Source organism: Bifidobacterium sp. ESL0745 (assembly GCF_029433335.1).
Taxonomy (GTDB): Bacteria; Actinomycetota; Actinomycetes; order Actinomycetales; family Bifidobacteriaceae; genus Bifidobacterium.
This window is the reverse complement of the sequence record NZ_JAQTHX010000001.1, coordinates 269199-293219: the sequence shown is the minus strand read 5'-3', so window position 1 is coordinate 293219 and position 24021 is coordinate 269199. Positions and strand designations below refer to the sequence as shown.

At 56.6% G+C, this 24021-nt stretch carries 15 protein-coding genes and 1 other RNA gene; 1 reads left to right on the top strand and 15 read right to left on the bottom strand.

The window, feature by feature from the left end; translation table 11 throughout:
* Window positions 1-118 precede the first annotated feature (118 nt).
* From PT275_RS01015 to ssrA, 11 genes are all read right to left on the bottom strand, one after another.
* Window positions 119-1249, bottom strand: a complete 1131-nt coding sequence (locus PT275_RS01015; protein ID WP_277151486.1) for a LacI family DNA-binding transcriptional regulator — start codon at window positions 1247-1249, stop codon at window positions 119-121.
* A gap of 274 nt (window positions 1250-1523) precedes the next feature.
* Entirely contained in the window at window positions 1524-2822 is a 1299-nt protein-coding gene (locus PT275_RS01010) for a glycosyl hydrolase (RefSeq protein WP_277151484.1), read from the bottom strand.
* 3 nt (window positions 2823-2825) lie between these two features.
* Window positions 2826-3653: a carbohydrate ABC transporter permease gene (locus PT275_RS01005; RefSeq protein WP_277151481.1), complete on the bottom strand. Its 828-nt coding sequence runs from the start codon at window positions 3651-3653 to the stop codon at window positions 2826-2828.
* A complete protein-coding gene (locus PT275_RS01000; protein ID WP_280924659.1) occupies window positions 3643-4644 on the bottom strand; it encodes a sugar ABC transporter permease in 1002 nt (333 codons plus the stop codon). The genes PT275_RS01005 and PT275_RS01000 overlap by 11 nt, the downstream gene beginning before the upstream one ends.
* A gap of 2 nt (window positions 4645-4646) precedes the next feature.
* Window positions 4647-5921 carry a sugar ABC transporter substrate-binding protein gene (locus PT275_RS00995; RefSeq protein ID WP_277151477.1) on the bottom strand — a complete coding sequence of 425 codons (1275 nt, stop codon included), beginning with the start codon at window positions 5919-5921 and terminating at the stop codon, window positions 4647-4649.
* A gap of 257 nt (window positions 5922-6178) precedes the next feature.
* The gene (locus PT275_RS00990; protein WP_277151475.1) at window positions 6179-9502 is read right to left on the bottom strand and encodes an alpha-mannosidase; all 3324 of its coding nucleotides are present in this window, start codon (window positions 9500-9502) and stop codon (window positions 6179-6181) included.
* 117 nt (window positions 9503-9619) lie between these two features.
* Window positions 9620-12769 (bottom strand): alpha-mannosidase, encoded by a 3150-nt coding sequence (locus PT275_RS00985; RefSeq protein ID WP_277151473.1) that lies wholly within the window; start codon window positions 12767-12769, stop codon window positions 9620-9622.
* Between the two features lie 172 nt (window positions 12770-12941).
* Window positions 12942-13730: a copper homeostasis protein CutC gene (locus PT275_RS00980; RefSeq protein ID WP_277151471.1), complete on the bottom strand. Its 789-nt coding sequence runs from the start codon at window positions 13728-13730 to the stop codon at window positions 12942-12944.
* A gap of 46 nt (window positions 13731-13776) precedes the next feature.
* The gene (locus PT275_RS00975; protein ID WP_277151470.1) at window positions 13777-15324 is read right to left on the bottom strand and encodes a galactose-1-phosphate uridylyltransferase; all 1548 of its coding nucleotides are present in this window, start codon (window positions 15322-15324) and stop codon (window positions 13777-13779) included.
* Window positions 15321-16400 (bottom strand): aminoglycoside phosphotransferase family protein, encoded by a 1080-nt coding sequence (locus PT275_RS00970; RefSeq protein WP_277151468.1) that lies wholly within the window; start codon window positions 16398-16400, stop codon window positions 15321-15323. Before PT275_RS00970 ends, PT275_RS00975 begins: the two co-directional genes overlap by 4 nt.
* Before the next feature lie 610 nt (window positions 16401-17010).
* Window positions 17011-17405: a transfer-messenger RNA gene (gene ssrA / locus PT275_RS00965) on the bottom strand.
* Between the two features lie 294 nt (window positions 17406-17699).
* Here ssrA and dtd point away from each other — a divergent pair.
* Window positions 17700-18185, top strand: a complete 486-nt coding sequence (gene dtd / locus PT275_RS00960; RefSeq protein WP_277151466.1) for a D-aminoacyl-tRNA deacylase — start codon at window positions 17700-17702, stop codon at window positions 18183-18185.
* 97 nt (window positions 18186-18282) lie between these two features.
* Here dtd and PT275_RS00955 read toward each other — a convergent pair whose 3' ends face one another.
* From PT275_RS00955 to PT275_RS00940, 4 genes are all read right to left on the bottom strand, one after another.
* The gene (locus PT275_RS00955; protein ID WP_277151464.1) at window positions 18283-19677 is read right to left on the bottom strand and encodes an FtsQ-type POTRA domain-containing protein; all 1395 of its coding nucleotides are present in this window, start codon (window positions 19675-19677) and stop codon (window positions 18283-18285) included.
* Window positions 19674-21395 carry a Mur ligase domain-containing protein gene (locus PT275_RS00950; RefSeq protein WP_277151461.1) on the bottom strand — a complete coding sequence of 574 codons (1722 nt, stop codon included), beginning with the start codon at window positions 21393-21395 and terminating at the stop codon, window positions 19674-19676. The genes PT275_RS00955 and PT275_RS00950 overlap by 4 nt, the downstream gene beginning before the upstream one ends.
* Window positions 21396-21563: 168 nt before the next feature.
* Window positions 21564-22733, bottom strand: a complete 1170-nt coding sequence (locus PT275_RS00945) for a UDP-N-acetylglucosamine--N-acetylmuramyl-(pentapeptide) pyrophosphoryl-undecaprenol N-acetylglucosamine transferase (RefSeq protein WP_277151459.1) — start codon at window positions 22731-22733, stop codon at window positions 21564-21566.
* 42 nt (window positions 22734-22775) lie between these two features.
* A complete protein-coding gene (locus PT275_RS00940) occupies window positions 22776-24005 on the bottom strand; it encodes a putative peptidoglycan glycosyltransferase FtsW (RefSeq protein ID WP_277153608.1) in 1230 nt (409 codons plus the stop codon).
* Window positions 24006-24021: the final 16 nt, after the last annotated feature.

Below are 24021 nucleotides of genomic sequence, written 5' to 3'. Positions count from 1 at the left end.
TTCCTTAATACTAAAAGATGATTGTTATCGATTCCACTTACCAAATTGGCATAAAAGCGCTAAAGCCCTGCCGCTTTCCGCCAATCGGAATACGACCAAGGTGTACTACCGGAATCGTCTACCTGCCTTCATCCGCTTCCAGACCAGAACCGCCAGTGCTTTCACGTACCACCAGCGTTGGCTGAAGGATGCGGCGATTGCCCGAAACCGGCTCCCCCGACAGGCATTTGATCAACAGGTTGGCGACGCGCTTGCCGTATTCACCAGGATCACGATGCACGGCGGTGATGGAAGGATAGGTGGCGGTGCAGATGAAACTGTCCTCGAAACTGACGATAGCCGGCAGATTATGCGGGAATTGATCGCCGTCAAGACTTTGCAACCCTGCCGGAACGGTTTTGGAAAACGCCAATTGTTCGAGGGCCCGCAGGCTTGCAGCGGCCATGGTCTCGTTCTCGTAGATGAAGGCATTGGGGGCAAAACTGCCGTTCATCATCGAGCAGGTCTGCGCCGCCGCGGTTTCCGCGTCGAAATTCGTATAGCTTACTGCCGAGAACTCCAAGGCGTATTTGGTCGAAAGTTCATTGAAGGCGGCCACACGCATCTTGCTGTAGTCCAGATCTCGGTTACCGGAAAAATAGGTGATGCGGGTTCGTTTCACCGCAAGCAGATGTTTCAATATCTTTTCCATCGTTCCTGAATCATCGATGGAAAGCGACGGCACAAGGTCCTCGGGATCGGGGCCACCGGCGAGAACCGCCGGTATGTTGAGTTCATTGAGCAGTTTGGGGCGGGGGTCCTCGCTGCGCAGATCAACCAAAACCACCCCATCCACACGTTTGCGTTTGCTCCAGTCGCGATAGATCGAGAGCTCTTCCTGCAACGATTTGGCGGGGCGATAAAGGATGCCGTAACCTTTACGGCTCAGAGAATCATGAAGACCTGCCATGAAATGCAGCATGAACGTTTCGGTCTGCAGGTTGCCTCCCGAACGGGAAGGCACAAACCCGACCGTCATGGTGCGCGAAGAACTCAACGCCTGCGCCGCGTAGACCGGGCTCCACCCCATGCGTGCCGCCGTTTCCTTGACCTTGCGTTTGGTCTCATCGGAAACGCCGGGTTTATCATTGACTGCGAAGGAAACAGCAGTCTGGGAGATGCCGAGTTCATCGGCTACATCCTTCAGACCGACACGTTTTGAAGGCATACGACCGGACTTGTTCGGCAATATGGTTTTTGTATCACCCATTGCGGCTATCTGCCTCTCAATCTCAAAGACCATCGTCCTAAATCAGATTCTCTACATTGAAACTCAACGATGTTCCACCATCTTTCAAATAAATATACTCCCTTTTCTCGGCAAAGCGTTTTAGTAGCAGCCATGCGTCTCATATGTTGTCCTGAAGCCGTTTGCAGACCAAAACGATGTTCTCGACCATACCTAGGAGAAAATAGGAATAAAAAAACGGGACAGGCCGGTTCCAGAATCCCCCAAAACACTGGAAACCAGCCTGTCCCGAGAATTACTTGCGGTCTGTGGCACCCTGTAGCGAGGGGTCAGAAACCGCACTGTAGACGTCGCCGGCAGTCATAGGCACGTTGAGACATTTCGTGATGCCAAGGGTCCTAAGCCGGGTGGTATCCGATGCGGTCCGGGACGTCACCAATGCCGGGCGTTCCCCCTTCGCGCTCAGCGCCATCCACTGTCTGAACACGGAACCACCAGGCGCACAGGCAGACCTCAGCATCGGGTCACCATCATCATCGCATTCGATGACGATGGCCGTCGAACGTGCGGGCGGTTCGGGACGATACCGATATTCACGCGCCAGGCGTGAATACTGCCTGCCGATGGGCTTCAGCTCTCCATGCTCGTCAAAAAGACCCAAATCATGCTCAAACGGCGGAAAATCGGACATGGCGCTGGTCACGTCGTGTGAGCACCACCATGTCACCCCGTAAAGATCCGTGCAATCCAACGCATGTTCAACGGTCTGCGCACAAAATTCCGGAGTGTCTTTCACGTCAATGACATTCTGCGGGGCACCGATTTCCTGCAACCAGACGGGGCGGTGCGGCACAAGCGCGAAAGCCTTGGAAAGCTCCACCAGATATTCCGCATGACGTGTCCCAATCTCGCTCATCGCGCCATACCGCTGCGCAGTGCCGTTGAAGACCCAGGAATGTATGGACGTGACATCACCGATGACCGAAGCGTGCCGGGGCTCGAACGGATGACCGTCCTCGTACCAGACGGCATCGTTCTCGCTATGCAGCAATACGTGCCCGTTGGCATGCGCCTTGTCTTCAATCGGATCAAGCAGGGCGTGCAGCCAGGCCTGCGCGTCATCGCTAGTGGCAGTCATCCGGCGGGGATGAATCGCGTCGGCGAATTGGTTGCATTCGTTGCCCACATTGAGCCCTTTGAAACGCGGTACCGTCGAAAGGGCGTCATAGAGCGTGGAAACGAGCCTGCTTTGTGCCTCTACGGCATCGGGGTCGGAGAACATGCTGTTTTCATGCCACGAGACCAGCCACGAGGGAACGAAATCAAAACTCGACAGGTGCCCCTGAAGGACATCCGAATAGACATCAAGCCCACGCTCGCTGGCCAACGACGCCATATGCCTGACATCTTCTATTCCGTCCTGATTAATCCATGTACGATTTGGCTGCAACACCGGCCAAAGCGGGAACAGACGCACATGATCCATTCCAAGCTCCGCGATGGCGTCCAAATCCTTTTTCACCGAATCCCAATCCGGATGAAGCCAGGAATGGAACCAACCGTGCGAGGGAGTGTAGTTGACACCGAATCTCATCGTTTACCCCTTGACTCCGCCTGTTTCGACACCGCGGAAGAAATAACGTTGGAATATGAGGAAGAACACGATAATCGGGACCAGGGCAATGACCGTACCTGCGGCAATCAGCCTTGGATCGGAAACAAATTGGTTCTTCAGCCTATTGAGTCCAACGGTCAATGTGTAAACCGAATCATCACCCAGGATAATCAATGGCCACAGGAAATCGTTCCATGCTCCGACAAAAGCAAAGATGGTGATGACCGTTATGGTTCCTTTTACCTGCGGCAGGCAGATGTCGAAAAAGCGCTGCCAGACATTGGCGCCGTCCACTTTTGCGGATTCTTCCAACTCATCAGGTATTGCCGCGAAGGCATTGACCATGAGCAACACGTTCATGGCACTGCATAACCCAGGCAATGCAGCCCCCAGCAACGTATTCTGCAATCCCATTCGCTCAACGATCAGGAACTGGGAAATCAGCAGGGTCTCACCGGGAATGAGCATCGCGGCGAAAATCAAGATGATAGCCAGATTCTTGCCATGGAATTTCAATCTTGCAAGGGCATAACCGGCAAGCGTCGATCCGACAACGTTGCCGACCACGGAGATCGCAGCCACAATCAACGAGTTCTTGAAGTACATCAAAACCGGAATGCGGTTGAACGCCTCTTTGAAGTTGTCAAGAGTCGGATCTTTTGGCAGCACATAGGGAGGTACAGCGTAAATATCATCGCCCTTGCCTTTGAACGCCAACGTAAGCTGCCAGAGCAAAGGCCCGATCAGTATCAGGAAAATAATCGTGAGGATGATATAACGAATGGCTTTGCCTGTAATTTTACCTTTCATCCTTGTTGAACTTCCTTTCGGCAAAGAACTCGATGGCTACGAGGCTGCCCACAATGACGAACACCAACATGCTGACTGCACCTGCATACCCATATTTGGCGTTAAGACCAGTGCCGTAGTTCTTTACCAGCATGGTCATGGTGACATCCTGGCCGCCGACTCCTCCGGTACCACCGGTAAGGACATAGATCTCGTTGAACACCCTGAATGCGGCGGCGGAAGAAAGCAGCATGATCAGCACCATCGTCGAGCGTACCCCCGGAATGGTGATGTGAAGGAACTGGCGAACCGGCCCTGCCCCATCCAATTGAGCGGCTTCATAGAGCGAAGGATCGATATTGGCCAAAGCGGTCAAATAAATAATCATATAATAGCCAAGGCCGGTCCAAATGGTGATCGCCATGGCACTGAACAGAAGCAACCAGCGGTCAGTGAGGAAAGGTATCCCTTTCTTGATGATGTGTGTTGCCATAAGCAAAGAATTGACAAGACCACGCTCGCTCAACAGATTGGTCCACACCAAACCGACGATCACTGTCGATACCACTACCGGCAAATAGAAAGATGCCCTGAAGAACGAAAGCACCTTGGAACTCCCAGAAACCAGCGCGGCAAGAATCAACGGCAGGATAACCATAAACGGCACAACGCATACAACATAGAGCGATGAATTCAATAAGCCGATATGCACGCTCTCATCGTGAAGCATCGCCTTGTACTGTGCCAGTCCTACGAATTTTCCCGGGTCGGAGAACGTGGCATCGGTAAATGAAAGCCTGACGGTATTGAAGAAAGGAAGGATGACGAAACAAATCGCAACGGCCAAAGCCGGAACGACAAAAAGCCAACCTACCAGCCCCCTGCCTTCATGAATTTTATGAGCTGAATCAACGGCCCAAATTGTGGACTGTTTGCCGTCATCACGCGTGGAAACCTGTGCCGGCTTTCCACGCGTTGATGACTGCACAGCTGCTTTGGAGCTGTCTTTCATAGTTACTTCAAATCCGAATTCGCTGCTTCGACGGCCTTGTCAAGAGCCTGCTGAGCGGACTGCTTGCCTTGAATCGCCTTGGCGATCTCCTCACGGAGCTTGGTCTTGGCGTTTTCGGAGAACGGAGCAGGAGACGCAAACCAATTGTCGTCTTTGATGGCGTTGGAAGCCAGATTCACCGCTTTGTCCTGTTTCGAATCGCCCTGAGGAGAGAACACAGGATCGGAGGCTTCTCCGGCGACGGACGGGAAAGTGTGCGACTTGGTGCAGAACACCTTCTGGTTTTCCTTGTTCGTGATGAATCGAGCCAGTTTGGTTGCAAGGTCCTTGTTCTTGGAATTCTTCGAAACCACAAGAGACTCCACGGCAACATTGGGTTTGCCACCCTCACCCAGCAAGCGAGGAATGATGCCAAGGTTGTCGTAAACCTTGGGGGCGTTCTGCTGCAGGTCGGAAACAGAATAAGCCGAACCCGCAAGTGATGCCACGCTGCCCTGCTTGAAGGCGTCGCCCTCGCCCGTCCACTGGTTATTGAGTGAATCGGCGGACAAAGCCTTTTGGTTGTACATATCAATATAATGCTGCACCAGATCAACACCCTTCTTGTCATTGAAGGTGAATTTGCTCTGGTCCGCATTCATCAGCTGAGAACCATACTGTCCAAGCGACTCGATGGTAGGCACGGAAGCAACCATATTGGTTCCAGGACACGTGGAACCCAACGTCTTGGCCGCACTGAACCAATCATCCATGTTCTGCGGCATATTGGGAACACCACACTTCTGCAGGACAGCATTGTTATAGAACTGGACACCGGAATTGAGATACCACGGATAGGCATAAGCGCCGTCTCCGTCCTTGACGCCTTTAAAAGTCACGGAATTCCAAGCGGCCTTGGTGAACTGGCTTTCAGCGCTCTTATCGACTTTGCTGAGATTGTCGATCACACCGGCCTTCGCCAGGCTATAGGCAACATTGGGGCTCATATCAACGACATCGGGCAAAGTACCTGCGGCGGCATCAGCATTGAGCTTGTCGGTATAGCCATCTGCAGGCTGATCGATCCACTTGACTTTGACTCCGGGATTCTGTTTTTCAAAAGCCTTGACGATATTATTAAAGTACGGCGTATAGGTAGCGTTTTTCAAATTCCACGTCTGGAATGAAACTTCTTTGTCCCCATTGGAAGTTTTGTTAGATTGTCCACCGCAAGCCGCAACGGAGAACAACATAGCTGCAGAAGCAGTGATGGCGATGGTCTTCTTCAAAGAAAACATCTGCTTTTCCTTTCTTTTCGCTCTCTCCAACTTCGGAAAAGAGCTTCCGCGTTTCAGCTATACAACTAAAGCGCTTTAGTTCTGATTATAGCTATTACCCTTAATATTTGTCAATTTAAGGGATATTATCTCGTGTCGCGCTAGAAATCGGCTTTCCTCCATCTAAAGCGTTTTTGTTATCAGCATAAAAAATTGGGACGCTCCGTTTGATTCCGGCATATCCCAATTTAAAACCGCCAAATCTCAACGTCGACGCGTCATCTGCTGATGCGCAACGTCGCCTGTTCGAACGGGCTGAACGCCAAGTGCGCTCCTTGCGCAGGCGCAAAGCCTTTGAGAACCCTCGGCAAATCGGCCGGCAACGATTCATCATCTTCCAATTCGGAGACTTCACGGACGCGGACACCGGAAAGATCGTCGCAAACATGCAATGTCCCTTGCGCTTCACCGCCCGCAGGCTCATAAAGGCGAAGAATCAGGTCGCCGGAACCGTCATCCGCCGGCTTTACCCAATCCAGCACGATGATTCCCTTATCGGCCTGGACCGTAGCCAATGGCGCAAAAGCGGGAATCGCGGCGAATACCGGGGCGTTGAGACGAGAGACTTGCGCAAGTGTGCGTTCGACACTGGCATCCGCGAGAAGCGACCAGGCGAATTCGTGATGGCCCTGATCGGTGTGCGGATCGGGGTAAAGCGGGGCCGAAAGCAGGGAAAGACGAACCATCGTTCCCCTGCCAGGAGCAGTGACATCGGTGATATCCTCTGATGTATTACCACCAGTGACATTGCCGATAGGGCTTACATCCGAGCCATAGGTCGTGGCATTGACCACGGCGGCGGCATAACCGGGTTCGGCGAGACGCACGAAACGATGGGTGCAGCTTTCGAATTTCGCCTCGTCGCTGCGCGAGTTCTTCTGCACCGGACGTTCGACCATGCCGTATTGTGCCTCGTACTGGGCGTTGCGCACGTCCAAGGCCAACGGCAGGTCGACTTTGAGGAAACGCTCTTTGACGTGCCAGTCGACGCCGGCTTCGAAATCAAGACAACGGGAACCGGGGTGAAGGATGATGCGGGTTTCGATATCCACGCCGGCGGCGTGGGCTTTGACCATTGCCACCGCCGTACCGTCACTGCGTTTCTCGACATCGACCAGCTTGGACTCATCCAGCCCATTGGCCATCAGGAAAGCGTCGCGATGGATGTCCCACGCATCCCACTGATACGGCTCGTCCCGCAGGAGTTCGTAGCGTCCCAAGCGGGTGCCGCTTGGCACCAGCTGGCGTCCGGCCTTCTCGTCGAACAGCGACGAAACGGTGCCGTCGGCCTCGACCTTGACGTTGAGCAAGCCATTGGAGAGTGTCGCGGTCCCCTCGTCGCTCCGTTCCGCCTTCATCTCGCTGTGTGGATCTACGTCCGGCACAGTAAGCGGCACATCTGAATCGAACCGCGAAACGGCAAGCCCCTCTTTACGGTCAAGCCAGACATTATCGGCAACGGCGACAAAGCCAGCCGACTGCACCTGCCAAGAGGTATCAGAGATGTCACTGACTGCCGTGTTGCCATTGCCGACGACAGTGGTCTTTGCGGAATCATCGAGGCCATCGGAACCCGCAGCCACCGGCAACACCACCGCATCGCGTACCACCGGCAATTGCGGGCATGCCTTGTGGATGGCCGCAGCGGCCTCGTCGGCGATGCCGTAAAGCGCGCGAATGTCCCGCTGGTATTCCTGCCGGGCCTGTCGTTCCGCCCACGCGAGCGCCGAACCCGGCAGAATGTCGTGGAACTGATTTAAAAGCAACGACTTCCAGATGGCATCAAGCTGTTCACGCGGATAGACATAGCCGGGATTCTTGATGCTTGCCGCGGCGCACAGGTATTCGACCACACGCAGCATCGATTCCTCCTGCCGGCAGCCGCGCTTCATGTCCTGCTGGGCGGTCAGCGTGGCGCGGTGCAGCTCCAGATAGAGCTCGCCGCGATAGATCGGCGTCTCGCCCTGGGCATTGTCGACGATGTCGTGGCGAATCTTGCCGTACAGGTCGTCAGGGGTGCCGAAATCAATCTGCGGCACGCCTTCGAGATCGCGCATACGGCGGATGCGGCTGTTCATCTCGCGCGTGGGACCACCGCCACCGTCGCCGAACCCGTAGAGCATAATGGCGTGGTCGGAAAGGTCCTTGTCGAGATAGTTCTTCTGCGAATAGATGACGTCCTTGACCTCGACCGGCGAATCGTAGGTGTCCGCGGGCGGGAAGTGGGTGAGAATGCCGGTGCCGTCAATGCCTTGCCAGATGAAGGAATGATGCGGGAATTTCGTGGTGTCGTTCCACGAGATCTTCTGGGTCAGGAACCATTGGAAGCCTGCACGGCGGGCGATCTGGGGCCAGGAACCGGTGTAGCCGAAGCTATCGGGCAGCCATACGCCGTCGGCTTTGGCTCCAAGATGGTCTTCAAAATAACGCTGGCCGAAGGTGATCTGGCGGATCAGCGATTCGCCGGCCGGCACCATGCCGTCGGATTCGACCCACATGCCGCCGACAGGAACGAACCGGCCTTCCGCGATCCGCGCTTTCATGCGTCTGAAGAGGTCAGGATGCTCGTCCTCAAGCCAGGCGTATTGCTGGGCCGAACTCATCGCATAGATGAAATCGGGATCCTCGTCCATCATCGCCAGCACATTGGAGACGGTGCGGGCCACCTTGCGCTTGGTCTCGCGCACCGGCCATAGCCAGGCGGAATCGATGTGGGCGTGGGCGACGGCGGTGTGTTTGACACTGGAAGGCACGGCATGTTTGGAAAGCACACCGGCCAGTTGCGCACGTGCGGGAGCAACGGTGCCTGCGATATCGCGTTCGTCATAGACGTTGAGCGAACGCTGCAACGCCTTGGAAAGCTGCCAGTAACGCGGGTCGTCGTCCTTCAATTCACGGATAAGCGAGGAGACGACATCAAGATCCATGCGGTAGTTGTAGAGATCCTCGTCGAATAGGCAAACATCCATGCGGCGCAAAGTATAAGGTTCGTCGGGTTTGCCGGTCGGGCCTTCGCCAAGCGGTGTGGGCGAATATGGCGTGGGGCCTTCCACGAACGGGTTGGCCGCGGCCTCGAGGTAGAGCGTGAAATCACCATTCCCGTCGATATCGACGTGTCGCGTGCCGTCGGCATCAATCAATGGAACCCAGCTGTTGCGCGGATTCACCGCCTTGATGGCCTCTCCGTCGGCGGTGTAGGCGAGCGCCTCGGACTGGAAGCCGGGACCACGGTTGTTGAGCCACCCCAAATCGGCGACCAACTCGACCTTCCGGCCTTTCACCGCATCAAGGTCGACGTGTCCCTTCACTTCGAACCACGTCGTGCCCCAGGTCGTGCCCCACACTCCCGGAACCTCGAAAGGCTCAAAATCGACCTGCCCGCTTCGTGCACGACTCAGGAATTGCCGATACGGTTCCGGCTCGCCGGGGTTGGCGGCACTTCGGAGCGTGCAATGGCTGAGTACGGAATGGATGTGGGGGTCGAGACGCTGCTGGAGCACACGATCACAACGTGAAAGCTCCTGGTCTGGAATAAGGAACATAGGTAAGGCCTTTCTTAGGATTTTTGAGGTTACCGACCATCACAGGCCGGTATCCGGGGTCTCGATTTGCTAGGCAATCGGGGTTGATGACGCTGGTTTCCTGATAGCGCTATGGACTTATCCCTCCCTATGAAAACACAATGTGGCCATTTCAAAAGGCCTGAGGCCAATCTTCGCCCCTTGTGCCGGATGCGTGCCTGAAAGGCAGACCGGCAGATCGTCGGCGAGATTGTCGCCTTCCAAGGCATCGGTTTCCCGCACGGTGGCATCGGCCAATGGCGCGGCGACATGAAGCGTCGCACCGGCACGGCAACCGGACGCTTCATACAGGCGGACGATCAGGTCGCCCGAACCGTCATCGGCCGGTTTGATCCAATCGATCACAGGTGTACCCTCGATATCGCGTAAACTCACCAGAGGCTCGATGACGGGAATATCAGGCAATTGCGGCGCGTTGATTTCCGCCGCTTCGTCAAGCGTCCGCTTCATGGTCGCGTCAGCGACCACCGCCCAATCGAAATCGTGGCTTCCCGTATCCTCGTGGGGGTCGGGAAATACCGGTGATTCCAACAGCGACAAACGCAACATGGTACCGTTCGTAATACCTTGGGCAGGATCTCCATGGATCGGTGAGGCATCGCAACCGTATGTGGAGGCATTGACCACGGCGACACCGTAATCACCTTCGCGTACACGAACGTAACGATGGGTGCAGCTTTCGTATTTGGCTTCCTCGCTCGCGTCATTCTTGATCACAGGACGCTCGACCCAGCCGTATTGGCATTCGTACTGGGCATTCGGCACGGCCAACGCCAACGGCATATCGACCTTAAGGAAACGTTCACGTTCGTGCCAATCCACGCTGGCGCTGAAATCAAGACGCATGGCACCAGGCCTTAAAACGATCTGCGTATCGATGACACTGTGCGAGAATTCCAGCCGAGCCTGCACCCTGGCCACACCTTCACCGTCCACTTCGGACGACGTAATATGCCCGCCGTCGATACGATTCGCACACAGCAACGCATCGCGCTCGATTTCCCAAGCGTCATAGACGGAAGGCTCGTCCTTCAACAGCTCGTAGGAGGCCATGCATGCGCCTTTTGGCACCAATTCGCGATCTGATTCGAGGTCGATCAACGATGAAACCGAACCGTCCGGCTCGACGCACACCTTCAATCGGCCGTTGTCCAGCACGACACGTCCGAAATCGTCACGCCGAAGGATGACCGCTGGCGTTTCACCGTCGCCGGAACGCTCGTCGCCGGCAGCGGGGCGCACCTGCCACGAATCGCCATTCATACCATATTGGGCGATCACAGCCTCAGGAACCACCGGCAGCTGTGGTCGGGAGCGCTTCAATGCCTCCGAAGCTTTGGCTATCAACTCCCTGAGCCGCAGCATATCGCGACGATACTGCTCCCGTGCCTCGCGATGCACCCAAGCGATACCGGAACCTGGAAGGATGTCATGGAACTGGTTCAACAGCAACGTCTTCCAAATCGAGTCAAATTCCTCCTGCGGATAGACGTAACCGGTCGGGGCGGCTTCAAGTCCGGCCGCAACGCAGAGATATTCGGCCACGCGCAGCAACGATTCCTCCTGTCGGCAATAGCGTTTCATATCCTGCTGGCTGGTCAGTGTGGCGCGGTGCAGTTCCAAGTAGAGCTCGCCATGCCAGACCGGCATCTCCGGGCCGGCATTCTCTTCAAGTTGGGCATGCGCGGCCTCGAAGAAGGTGTCCGGCGCCTCCAGTTTGACGCGCGAAACCCCTTCCAGATCCTCGTAACGGTGCAGGTGCCCCAGCATCTCACGCGTCGGGCCGCCACCGCCATCGCCCCAGCCATAGAGCAGAATCGATTTGTCGGCGAAATCCTTGTCACGGAAGTTCTTTTCGGCGTGGACGAGTTCTTCGACGGTGGTCCAGGCAGCATAGGTGTCCGAGGGCGGGAAATGGGTGAAAATGCGGGTGCCATCGATGCCCTCCCACATAAAGCTGTGATGCGGGAACTTGGTGGTGTCGCTCCACGAGATCTTCTGCGTCAGGAACCACTTGTAACCGGCACGACGAGCGATCTGCGGCCAGGAACCGTTGTAGCCGAAGCTATCGGGAAGCCATACGCCGTCGGGATGAACGCCGAAACGGGAACCGAAATAACGCTGACCGTAGGAAATCTGACGGATCAGCGATTCACCTGCCGGCACCATGCCGTCGGCCTCCACCCACATGCCGCCGACCGGCACGAACTGGCCCTGCGCCACACGCGCCTTGACCTGTTCGAACAGATCGGGATGGTCCTCTTCAAGCCAGGCGTACTGCTGCGCCGAGCTCATCGCATAGATATATTCCGGTTCCTCGTTCATCAGCGCCAAAGTGTTGCTGACGGTTCGCGCCACCTTGCGACGCGTCTCCCGTACCGGCCAAAGCCATGCGGAATCGATATGGGCATGACCCACCGCGCTCACGTCCATCGCGGAGGCGTTCGCCCGCTTACCCAAAACGCCCTGCAACGCCTCGCGTGCCGGAATCACGGAATCGGGAACCTGCTCATCGTAGACATTGAGCGAGCGTTGCAACGCCTTGGCCAGCTGCCAGTAACGCGGCGAGTCCTTGTCGGCCTGCCCCATCAGCATGCTCACCACGTCAAGGTCGAGCCAATAATCCTCCATCGATCTATCGAAGGCACACACGTTGGCACTGCGGAACACATACTGCTCCTCGGGCTTGCCGGTGGCCTTCTGCCCCAAATTCGTCTCGACGAATGGCGGAACCCCGAGCAACAGCGGGTTGCAGGCCGCCTCAAGGTAGAGCGTAAACGAACCATCGTCGGCGACGGGAATGTTCGTGGTGCCGTCCGCTTCGACGAGTCGCACCCAGAAATTCTTGGGATGCACGGCCTTGACGACCGTGCCATCAGGCCGGTAGACCATGCCTTCGATGTGGCCACCGGGCGAATGGTCATACCAACCCAAGTCGATCATCAGTTCGATGGGGTGCCCATCCTGCCCGCGTTGCGGAATATGCCCTTTGAGCTCGAACCAGACCGTGCCCCACGTCGTGCCCCACAAAGAGCCCATGGCAAAGGGCCTGAAATCGATGTCACCGACAGCAACACAAGAGAAGAACCGTTCGGAGGGCATCGGCTCACCGGGGATATCAAAAGCCCTGACTCGGCAAGGCTCAAGTATGGGGTGGATATGAGGCACTACTCGCTGGCGCATTACACGAGAGCATCGATCCAATTGCTGTTGCGGTTTCAGAAACATCCCGTCTCATCCTTTGCTCACTTAGACGGACAAACAACGTTGTGGCAGCGCTGCCGTTTTGTGTTTCCGTTCTACAGGATGGACATGACTAAAACGTTTTAGTTATCCCTGGCGTGTCATGCTTCCTTCGCCGCTTTTGCACTTCAGTCTAGCCGGAATCGGTCTATTGGGATCAGCCTTTGCAGGCGCGTACTGCGGCCTCGACGACAGCTTCATCGGTGCGTTCCACCACGGCGTTGTCGCCGCCGCCTCCAGGGCCGCCGAGCGAATGAAACTGCTTGCGCGCCGAAAGATGCAGGGCATCGACGCCCGCATCGATCAGCTGTGCCATGAACTGCGGCTGCACACCGCCTCCGGCCATGATCTGGATGCGCCCGTCGGCCTGGGACACCAGACGGGCAATACTGTCTGTTCCTTCCATGGCGTTCGGGGCACCGCCGGAAGTGAGCACGCGGGTATAGCCCAGTTCAATCAGTGTCTCCAGCGAATCATGCTGGTCCCTGGCCACATCGAAGGCACGGTGGAAGACCACATCGATCCTGCGCCCCAGCCTTGCGGCCTGCTCATGGGCCTCGTCGATAAGGTCGCGGGCGAAGGTGACATCGATATCGCCCTTATCATCAAGCCCACCGACGACGACGCCAGAGGCCCCCGCCTCAAGGGCCGGACCGATCTCAGCCAGTTGCGTCGCCTTGTCGTCCTTGTCGTAAACGAAATCGCCGCCGCGCGAACGGATAAGCACCTCGCCGCCCAGCGGCACACCGGCCTGCGCGCAAAGACGGATCACACCATAGCTCGGCGTGATGCCCCCCGTTGCTCCCAAAGCCGCGCACAGCTCCATGCGATCGGCACCTTGGCGTGCGGCGATGCGCGCCCCTGTGACATCCTGTACCGCAATCTCCAAAATAGGCCGATGCACCCGTGCACCCCTAGCCGTCGCGATATGCTGTTCACTCATCATGACCTGGTTTCCGTAAAACGTCATCTATGACCAATGAAAAATCATACTAGTATTTGAATCCGAGACCCTCAAGGAATGCCACCGTATCCTGTTTGTCTTTAAAGACCGCGGTGTTGCCGAGAATCCGTTCGCAGATGCTACCCAACTCGTCACGCATTGCGGCATGCACATCGTCAAGGTTTCTCGACCCCTGCAACAGCCGCTGAATCTCATCGAACTCAAAGACGAACTCGCCTAGCGTCTCAGGCAGTCCCTTGCCTTGAATCAGCGCCGATTCAAGAGCGGAAAGCTGACCGATCAGACGGCCGGGCAGCACGAAAAGCCCTTGCGCCTCGATCAACCCTATCGGCTCCTGCTTGACGGCCCAATACTGCGGGTGCACGTGGAAAATACCTTCGGGGTATTTCGCGCTTACGCCATTGTTGCGCAGGATAATGTTCATTTCGTATCCGCGACAAGTGCGGCAGACGCTGGGAGAAACCGCGGAACGCCGCCCTTCCTCCCCTCTGCAGACGATACCGAGATCGCGGTTGGTATAGTGCTGCCAGCCCAGCCGTATGTGCTCAGACACCTCGATGATGTCCTGCCGCGATCGCGAGACCACACGCACCGCCGTGCCGGGCCAATCGAGGACCTCGATCTGCACCTTGTCGTTGCCGGGCACATGCATCAGACCCCACGCCTTGGCCTTGTGCATCGGCATCAGTTCGCCGCCGCCCTGATAATGATCATGGGCAAGCACCGATCCGCCGATACCCGGAAGGGCCGCGTTGCAGCCAAGGAAATAACCGGGGAACCGATCGACGAAATCCATGAGGTTGCCAAACGTTTCGCGATCGACATGCATCGGGGTGTGTTCCATGTTCACACAGATGCCGTGCTGACTGAAATACCCGTACGGCGAGAACTGCCAGAAGAAGGGCTTGCCACCCAAAGAAACCGGGATGGTGCGCAGCGTTCGCTTGTCGCGACCCGCAAATCCCTCATTCTCGTGGCAGATGCTGCATTGTGGATAACCGCCGCTGATGCTGTTGCCGGACGCGGCCTTCTTCATGTTCTTGAACTCAGGTTTGGCCTGATTGATGGTGATGATCAGACCATGGGATTCAAAACGCGGGTTCTTGTCAAGTCTGGCCTTTTTGACATAGGTATTGGCGACACAGTATCGATAGAACCATCGCATGGCCTCCATACCGCCACTATCGGCCTCGATCTGGGCAAAGCGCCGCTGCAGAACGGAAGGCGCCGCTCCGAGCTCACCCATCACAAGATCGTCGACACTTTCCTCGGAGCCAAGACCGTCTACATCCAGCTGATCCAGCGCCTGATAGAAACGATGAAGCAACGGATCGGGATTCGGCAAATCGCCGAGATCCCCGATTCCCCGGATGACGGGACTGGGCATATATGAGGTCAGGTCAAAGTCCGAGAGCACACGGTTGCGCGCCCAATCGATATCCTGCACGTCAAGACCGAGATGCACTCGGGCGTAGCCGAGCAGCGTGTCAAGGGCCCCATACACCGATTCATAAGCCTTCCTGCCACGTTTCGCGCTTTTCGTTCCCTCGTCTTCCAATTGGGACTCATCGCTCATTGCAACTCCTCCATGACCTCATCGATGATGCGGTGGCTGGCTGTGAGCCTGTCTTCCATTTCCTGAATCAACTTGATCTGGGTGCGGCAACGCACCAGATTGTGCTGCGGGTAGTCAACGGCGAAATAGGTGTCACCGCAAAGATAGTCGGCCAAAAAGCGCATGCCGCATTCCAACGTCATCAGGATAGCGCTTTCGGGAAGGAGCGCAAGTTCCTTATCGGTGATGCTCGGCTTGAGTTCGCGCAGATATCCGCGGGCGTACGCCTCGAAAAGTTCGGAGCTGAAGTGCACCTTGTCGAGATCCTGTTCGTCTTCGAGCGCTGTGGACGCGCCGGATCTGATGGAATCGCCGAAATCAAAGAGCAACGAACCGGGCATGATGGTGTCCAGATCGATAATGGCACGGGCTTCGTGGGTGGTGGCATCCATCAGGATGTTATTAAGTTTGGTGTCGTTGTGAGTCACCCTCAGCGGGATCGACCCTAAGGCAAGACCCTTCATGATCAATGGGTACCATTCGGTGTGAGCCATGTAGAAATCGATTTCAGACCGGCAGGATTCGACCCGATGCCGGCTATCGTCGCTGACTGCGGATTGAAAATCGCGGAACCGGCTTGGGGCGTCATGGAAGTGGGCGATGGTTTCGCTTAGCTGCGAAGCGTCGAACGCGGCAAGGACGTTCTGGAAGTGGCCGAACGCCGCACCGGCATCACATAAGACGGAGGCGTCGGGCACGAGGTTGTAGGAAATCGTGTGCTCGATAAACGCGTATACACGCCAGGAGCCAGTGGGGTCCTTAAAATAGGTCGCGCCGTCGTTGGTCGGCACGATATCGAGGGTTTCCTCACCCTTATCTTGCAAGTAGGAAGTCACCAGTTCGATGTTGCGCATCAGGCCTGCAGCGTCCGGAAACACATTGGTGTTCATCTTCTGCAGGATATAACGGCACTGGTCGGTGAGAACCAGATAGGTCCGATTGATATGGCCATCGCCGTATGGCTCGACGCTGATGATCGTTCCCTTAAGAGGGAATGACGCGACCACTCGCGCAAGGGCGACACCGCTGTCCACCATCGTTGATTCCTTTCGCCTTGCCTGCAACGATGCCCTTCATCGTCAGGGATCATTCCAAACCTGCATATCGCCCAGCTGTCGGACACTCAACATCAAGTGCCGGAGTATGGAATCCCTTTGATATTCGCAAAACAGGACAACAGACAAATCCACCGTTTTTTAATAGTAAATACATAATTTAATATCCGCAATATTTAAGTGTTTCTTTGGAAAAATTATCTATTCTGAACAAACGTCTGTTTATGTTCATATTTCATTGCCAAGCCATCGGGTTAGGTACAGTATCGACGACATCGCCATTGACGGTAAATCGCGTCGATACGAACGCAGCACCCACGGCCTGCACCCTTCGCCCATCGGCATCTATGCCACGGACATAATGCGGAAGGGCATCGTCCGACGCCCCGCCTCATTCTGCGACCATATGAACCGATGAAACTTACTGCAAAACGCTTATAGGACTGGCTGCGACGCTAGATGCAGCCGTTACCGTTACCGTACTGTCACTGCCGCCGACCAATCGTCCGTTACCTTTCTCTACATCGACTCGCCATCATTCGTCGGCATACAATGAAAAACGCCGCCGGGGCGAACCCTGGCGGCGTTGAACTCGTGGAGATGCGGGGAATTGAACCCCGGTCCGATGGCCGAACCCTCAGTCTTCTACGTGCGTAGTCCGCTGGCCTTTTGGCGGTTTTTCTGCCCCCATCCGTGTCGCGGACAATGGATGGCGAGCATATCTACAGTTAAAGTCCCTGAGTCACCCTGTGGTGCAATGGCTCAAGCAAGTCCTCTAATGACGCCCAACATCCTTCCGAAGACGAGAAGGAGTGGACGGAGCAGCTGCTCACTGGTTAATCCTGGCGCTTGGCTCAGGCAGCGAGAGCGAACTCAGTGCGATTAGATTTAGCACTTGTTGTTTCGTGGAGGTCATCTCGAGTGGACTCCACATTCTCGGCACGCTTCCCTGCGACGAACAGGTCACCGTCGAAACCGATCATCCCCTTTTCTTGAATTATCAAGCCCCGGCTTGCACCGGAATATTTAATTATAGCGTATTTCTTCGACGGCCGGAACCGGCGATGGCCGACAGCAGAAAATGACGTTGGCAATGAAACATTGTCCGTGTAAAACCTTGATATGAAACAACCTGATTCTCTGTTATCTATCGGCAGATTTCGACGATTCCCGCTTCACCGAAAACCGTCGACGTCGCCGCAACACGACAGCGCAAGTCCGTCATAGCGGACAAATGCCCTGTAATCCGATGGTATAGATGTAACGACTAGACTTGGCGCCATGAGAATCGTGTTACAGAAAGTCAGCAACGCCTATATCGACGTGGTCGACGAGGTCAGCGGCGAGATCGACCCATCGTTTCAGGCGCAGCATATCGGCATAGGCTATGTGCTGTTTGTCGGGGTGAGCGACGCGGACGGTCAGGAACAAATCGATTGGCTCGCGCAAAAAATCACGAAACTGCGCGTGTTCGAAGACGAAAAAGGCAAAATGAACCTGTCATTGGCACAGGTCAACGGCGAAATCCTGTCGGTCTCGCAGTTCACGCTGTTCGCCGACGTTCATCGCGGCAACCGCCCGAGCTTCATCAGTGCCGGTAAGCCCGAACACGCCAAACGCATCTGGCTCGATTTCAACGATGCGTTGCGCAAGCAGGGCACCACGGTCAAGGAAGGCCGTTTCGGCTCGCACATGCGGGTATCGCTGACCAACGACGGGCCGGTGACCATCCTCTTCGACACCGATGAGCTGATGACCAAGCACTGATTTTCTTCCATACCGTGTCTGAACATGCGAGCAAAATCAGGAGAATCAAGGCAAAACACTGATTTTCATCGCATCTACATGCAGCATAAACGTCCCGTTACTTGATGATCGGCCGCAACGGGGCGGAGACATCGACTTGATGCTTGTCGCCGATCTTGGTGGGGTCGTTGATGATCTTGTCGACCACAGCCTGCTTGAGCTTCATATCGGAAGCGTCGCCCCAGACGATCACGCGCTGGCCGCCGTTGATTTCGGTAGTCACGGAATCCTGGGTTTTCGCACTGACCTTGGTAACGGCCACGCGCATATCGTGCGAAAGCAGGTTCAGCACCTTCAGTGCCTGTTGGACAGAGCGGTCCCGCAAACTCACTTCGACGTTGTCCACTTCGATGACGGGAATGCCTTTGGTGGAGACATTGCCGACCTTGTTCAGCACGCGCCCATAGCCGTCCACGGCCGTTTCGCCCCCGTCAGGCGTCTTCAGCATCGCGGCAGGCTCTTGCGCGGTAATACTGATTTTCATTGCCTTAGGATAGACCTTTTCGACCTTCGCCATCGAAACACCCGGTATCTTTTTCAGCTCATCCTCAACATACCCGGATGACACCATCAGCAGCGATTTGCCGGCCTGCTTGTCGGCGATGGAAACGACCTGGACCTTGCCGACCCAGTTGTTTTCACCGGAAACCTCGATCTGATCAGGGTCAAGCAGAAAGACGGGCGAAAAGAACAGAAGCCATACCACGGCGGCCAGCACGGCCAGAACAGCAAGGGCGATCAACGATTTGAAAGCCACCTTCCGCCTGCCGATCCTCTTGCGTTCTTTGAGGCGCACATCGAAATCGATGACCTTCGGCCGTGCCGCCACGCCCAAGGGACTGGCGGTCTGCTTCAATGTCTGCTCGACAAAATTGTCGTTTTCCAGGTTTCTGGCATCGACGAAACTGCCCGGAGCGCTTTTGGTGACCCTGCCATCCGAGGAAGCCGACCGTATCGAACGGCTTGAACCCGGATCCTTATCGCTGTCCGTCAGCGGCTCATCTATTCCGTACTTCGGCTTTCCCGATAACCTGCGACGAAAGGAACCAGCGGGCTTCCCGATTTTCGTGGTTCCGGCATCAGCAGACCGTTCCTTCGCCGATGTCACTTTCCGGTCTTCCGGAACCGATTTACCGCCATGAGTGGCATCCGTATGGGTTTTACTTCCCGATGCGTTGGACGTTACGGAACGAGGCTGACGGCCTGGGCGCGGCTTCGTCTCACTATCCGAGGTCCCGGTATTTGATGACGAGAAAACCTTGTCCCGTTCTTCGTTTTTCCCGGTGTCACCCGAAGTTTGAGATTTGTCCCGATGGCGTTTCGGCACCCCGAAATCGTTGATCCGGCCATCATCGTCAGTGGACGATGACAGATGCGACGATGACCTGCTGGTTCGCGGACGGCGAGTCGAATCGTTTTTCCCGCCGCCACTTGCTATACGACGGCCACTCATTGGCGCGACCCTTTGGCGCGGCTTTCGAGCAGATCAAGCATGAACGCATCCATGGTTGTGACGTCACCCGCCCCGACGGTGATCAAAACGTCACCGGACCGCGAGTGATCGACCAGAGTCCGAGCGCCATCCTGAAGATCTTTTGAGATGGTGATCCAGCCTTGGGCCGGGTCATGAGCGAGACTGCCGGCAGCGTCCACAATCACCTGCGAGGTGATGTCGGGAAAATCCTCTTGGCGCTCGCGGGCCGGGTAAATAGGGGCGATGACCACGTCGTCGGCCTTGGCAAGCGCCGAAGCGAAACGATCGGTGAAGAATTTGGTCCGGCTGAACAGGTGCGGTTGGAAAAGCACACGGATAACGGAATTCGGATAACGCCGTCGCGCGGCGTCGAGCAACGCCTCGATTTCCGTGGGATGGTGGGCGTAATCGTCGACCACGGTCACCCCGTCCGCAACCCCGTTGACCTCGAAGCGGCGGGAGGCACCCCTGAAGCTCGAAGCGGTTTGGGCGGCGAGCACCGGATTCATGCCGAGCAGTGTGGCCACAATGATCGCAGCGGTCGCGTTGCGCGCGTTGTGGATGCCGGGAATCCGCAGAGTAACCGGTATGCGATGCTCCTCGTTGCAACCGGCGAAACCGGTCGGCAGCAGGATGGTGAACCGTTCGGCGCCGTCCCCTGCGCTTTCTTGTTCGGAAAGAATACGGACAAGCTGGAGACGGGAATTGGTACCAGTGGTTTGGCAATCACCGGTGGCATCGTCATCAGCGCTGCCGTGATTCACGCCATCGTGCAACCCTGCGATTGGCGCGATATCAGTGTTGGCCTTGGTCGTATAGCAAATCGTCTTCGCAGCCACTTCGGATGGCAATGCACGCACAATGGCCTGCGCTCCCCCATCGTCGATGGACATGATGACATGCCCCTTGGCATGACTCGCGTATTGGACAAAGGCCCGCTGGTAATGCTCGGCATCGCCGTAATGGTCGAGATGGTCGACCTCGGCGTTCGTGATCAGCGCGAATTGGGGACGGTATTTCTCGAAGCTGCCGTCGGATTCGTCGGCCTCGGCCACCAGCACATCACCGCTTCCAGCGTGCCCGCCGTCGATGGCGACGCCTTCGGGTCCCTGGATGGAACCGCCGATGGCATAGCTGGGATCGGCCAGTCTGACCGTTTCTGCCTCTGGGTTCGCAGCAATCTGCGAGCCTATGTTGCCACAGGTATGCGCATCCGCACCGGCATCGGCTTTGGCACCCGCATTGACAAGGATATGCGAAATGAGCGAGCTGGTCGTGGTCTTGCCGTGCGCACCGGCAACGCTGACCGCGCATTTGCTCGACATCAGCAGCGCAAGGATGTCGCTGCGGTGGACGATATGCGCTCCGGATTGCATGGCGGCGACGATTTCGGGATTGTTCGGCTTGATGGCGCTGGAATAGACAACCGTCTGCGCCCCCTCGACGTTCCCGGCACGCTGTCCGAAATACACCTTGATACCCAAGGCGATAAGCCGATCGGTTTTGGCGTTGGCTTCGCGATCGGAACCCGACACCTCGATACCCTCTTCGTGAAGCATTTCGGCAAGCACGCTCATGCCTGCCCCACCGATGCCGATGAAATGCGTACGTCCGAGGGAGGTCAACGTGTCCTTAGGCCCGAATGCGGCTTTCGTCGGATCGAGCACGATGGATTCAGCGCCATTATTCGACTGCACGATACGCTCCTTGAAGGCTTGGTTCTTTCGATGAAAACATCACTGATGCCGTTATACCCGATATACCACGCAGACAAAGACGCAAGCGGCAAACCCACGCAGACTGCTTGCAATTGCGATGCCATGACACACCAGCAAAACAGCAGGAAACCTGTGGTCTACCACTCCCTACTGGTGGGAACCGGCGATATCGAGCACGATGCCCGCCATGGTCTGCGCGGCGTCGCGGATGCCGTAGTCGTAGGCCTTGCGTCCCATGGTCTGTAGCCGTTCACGATCGGCGACCAAAGCGGGTATGTGCTCACGCACCCATTCGGGCGAACAATCGGCATCGGCTACCATAAGCCCACCCCCGGCCTCAACCACCGGCTGGGCGTTGAAACGCTGCTCGCCGTTGCCGATGGGTAGCGGGACGTAGACGGCCGGCATACCGATAGCGGCGAGTTCATTGGTGGTCCCTGCCCCCGAACGGCAGACCACCAGATCGGCCGCGGCAAATGCCAAATCGATGCGCTCCAGATATTCGGCGACATGGTAGTCACCGTGACCGGCGTGGGTGGGATCAAGATCGGTGAGGACCTGCCGACCTGCTGCCTGCACGACACGATTACGGACCTCAGCGCTTTTTCCTCGTCCAGTCAGATGGATGACCTGGGCGACACCCAGCAGCTCACGAGCCGCACCGCTGACGGCCTCATTGAGGCTTACCGCCCCCAACGACCCACCGGTGACGACCACCAACGGCCTTGACGGATCGACACCCAGCTGCTGGGCTGCGAGCCTGCGCGTCGATTGTCTGTCATTATCCAGCTTCCGGCACAGATCAGCGATAACCGGTCGCAAAGGAAGACCGACACGACGGATCTGCGTGCCATCATGGGGTTTCAGACCAGTCTGATCGTACGCGGTTCCGACAAAGGACGCCCACCGCACACCGAGCTTGTTGGCCATGCCGGCGCGCGCGTTCTGTTCGTGAATGATGATGGGGACTCCCATCGAATGAGCCACCGTATAGACGGGGGCCGAAACGTAGCCGCCGAAGCCTACGACCACGTCGGCGTGACGATGTTCGAGAATGGAACGAACCTTCTTCTGTTCCTGCCTCCAGCGGCCGGGAAAACGCAGGGCCTGCATATTGGGACGACGAGGAAACGGCACTTTGGCTATGGTGTCGAGCTCAAAACCGGCCTGTGGAACCAGATCCTTCTCCAGCCCGACATCGGTGCCGACAACACTGATGGCGGCCGTAGGATCCTCGCGCTTGATGGCTACGGCGACGCTCAACAGCGGGTTGACATGCCCGGCCGTGCCGCCTCCGGCCAATACGATATGCTTCATGTTCCGCTCCTCGTTTGGCTCTATTCCATACCGATAATATCTTCAGACGCTTTTTGAAGCCACACTGGCATGAATCTGCGGCTGCATCTTCATCATACTGGTGGCCACGCCTGCCGCAAACAGACACATCACCAGGCTTGACCCGCCGGCCGAAACAAACGGCAGCGGCACGCCCATCACCGGCAACAGACCGATGACGACCATGATATTGACCAGAGCCTGCACAACAATCCACACAGCAATGCAGATCAGCACCCGCGAAGCGTATTTGTTTGGCGTCTGCAATGCGATGGCGAACATGCACCAGCCTAGTATGGCGAAGAGAATGACGACCCCGGCGGCACCGACAAACCCCGTCTCCTCGCCGATGATGGCAAAGATGAAATCATTGTGGGCCTCAGGCAGATAGCTCCATTTTTCGCGGGAATTGCCGATGCCCACACCCAGGAAGCCGCCCGATGCCATGGCGAACTTGGCATGCATCGACTGGTAGCATTCACCGCGGGGCTGCACAATCGGGCAGGGACGGAAGGCCGCCATCACCCGTAGCATGCGGTTGGGGCTGGTGGCCACCGCCAGAACGACGAAAACCAGAAGCACCAGGCCGGCGCCGATCAACCATTTCAAAGGGAAACCGCCGATCAACATCGCGGTGACACCAATGGCCACAAGGATCAACGCCGTTCCCAGATCGCCGCCGAGCATGACAGTGCCAAGACAGAGGACAAAGACCACGATCATCGGCACATAGGCCTTGAATCCTTCCGTCTTATAATGCCTGGCCGCCAATACCACGGCCCACGGCATCCACAGGCACAGCGCGAGTTTCATCACCTCTGCGGGCTGCATGGTGAACTTGTTGGGGATACCGATCCACCCTTTGTTGCCATTGACCTCCACACCCAGCGGTGTCACGGTCAGCAACTGCAGGAAAATCGAAAAGACGACGAACCAAAACGAGATGTTGCGGTAGCGTTCGGAATGCACCCGCATCGCCAGCAGGCAGACGACCACGCCAATCACGCAATACAGTCCTTGGCTCAGCGCCTGCTTCCAGGGGGAAAGATCGGCGGCGATCATAGTGACCGAGGAGGCCGAGAAAACCATGATGACACCGAAGACGGTCAAGGCGAATACCGCACCATGGAAGCCGTGATAGCACCACAAGGGATTGAGCAAAGACCTGATGCCCGAATAATCGGCAACCTGAATGATATCGGATGAATCCGTTTCCGGCGGATCGGCCGTGACAGGCGCAGACAGGCCTTTCATCTTTCGATACAGGGTG

Coding starts and splice junctions, on each gene's coding strand:
- dtd (WP_277151466.1), top strand. CDS start 17,700: ATGAGAATCGTGTTACAGAAAGTCAGCAACGCCTATATCGACGTGGTC.
- PT275_RS00945 (WP_277151459.1), bottom strand. CDS start 22,733: ATGAAGCATATCGTATTGGCCGGAGGCGGCACGGCCGGGCATGTCAAC.
- PT275_RS00995 (WP_277151477.1), bottom strand. CDS start 5,921: ATGTTTTCTTTGAAGAAGACCATCGCCATCACTGCTTCTGCAGCTATG.
- PT275_RS01015 (WP_277151486.1), bottom strand. CDS start 1,249: ATGGGTGATACAAAAACCATATTGCCGAACAAGTCCGGTCGTATGCCT.
- PT275_RS00975 (WP_277151470.1), bottom strand. CDS start 15,324: ATGAGCGATGAGTCCCAATTGGAAGACGAGGGAACGAAAAGCGCGAAA.
- PT275_RS00955 (WP_277151464.1), bottom strand. CDS start 19,677: ATGAGTGGCCGTCGTATAGCAAGTGGCGGCGGGAAAAACGATTCGACT.
- PT275_RS00940 (WP_277153608.1), bottom strand. CDS start 24,005: ATGAAAGGCCTGTCTGCGCCTGTCACGGCCGATCCGCCGGAAACGGAT.
- PT275_RS00980 (WP_277151471.1), bottom strand. CDS start 13,730: ATGATGAGTGAACAGCATATCGCGACGGCTAGGGGTGCACGGGTGCAT.
- PT275_RS00970 (WP_277151468.1), bottom strand. CDS start 16,400: ATGGTGGACAGCGGTGTCGCCCTTGCGCGAGTGGTCGCGTCATTCCCT.
- PT275_RS01000 (WP_280924659.1), bottom strand. CDS start 4,644: ATGAAAGACAGCTCCAAAGCAGCTGTGCAGTCATCAACGCGTGGAAAG.
- PT275_RS00985 (WP_277151473.1), bottom strand. CDS start 12,769: ATGTTTCTGAAACCGCAACAGCAATTGGATCGATGCTCTCGTGTAATG.
- PT275_RS01005 (WP_277151481.1), bottom strand. CDS start 3,653: ATGAAAGGTAAAATTACAGGCAAAGCCATTCGTTATATCATCCTCACG.
- PT275_RS00990 (WP_277151475.1), bottom strand. CDS start 9,502: ATGTTCCTTATTCCAGACCAGGAGCTTTCACGTTGTGATCGTGTGCTC.
- PT275_RS01010 (WP_277151484.1), bottom strand. CDS start 2,822: ATGAGATTCGGTGTCAACTACACTCCCTCGCACGGTTGGTTCCATTCC.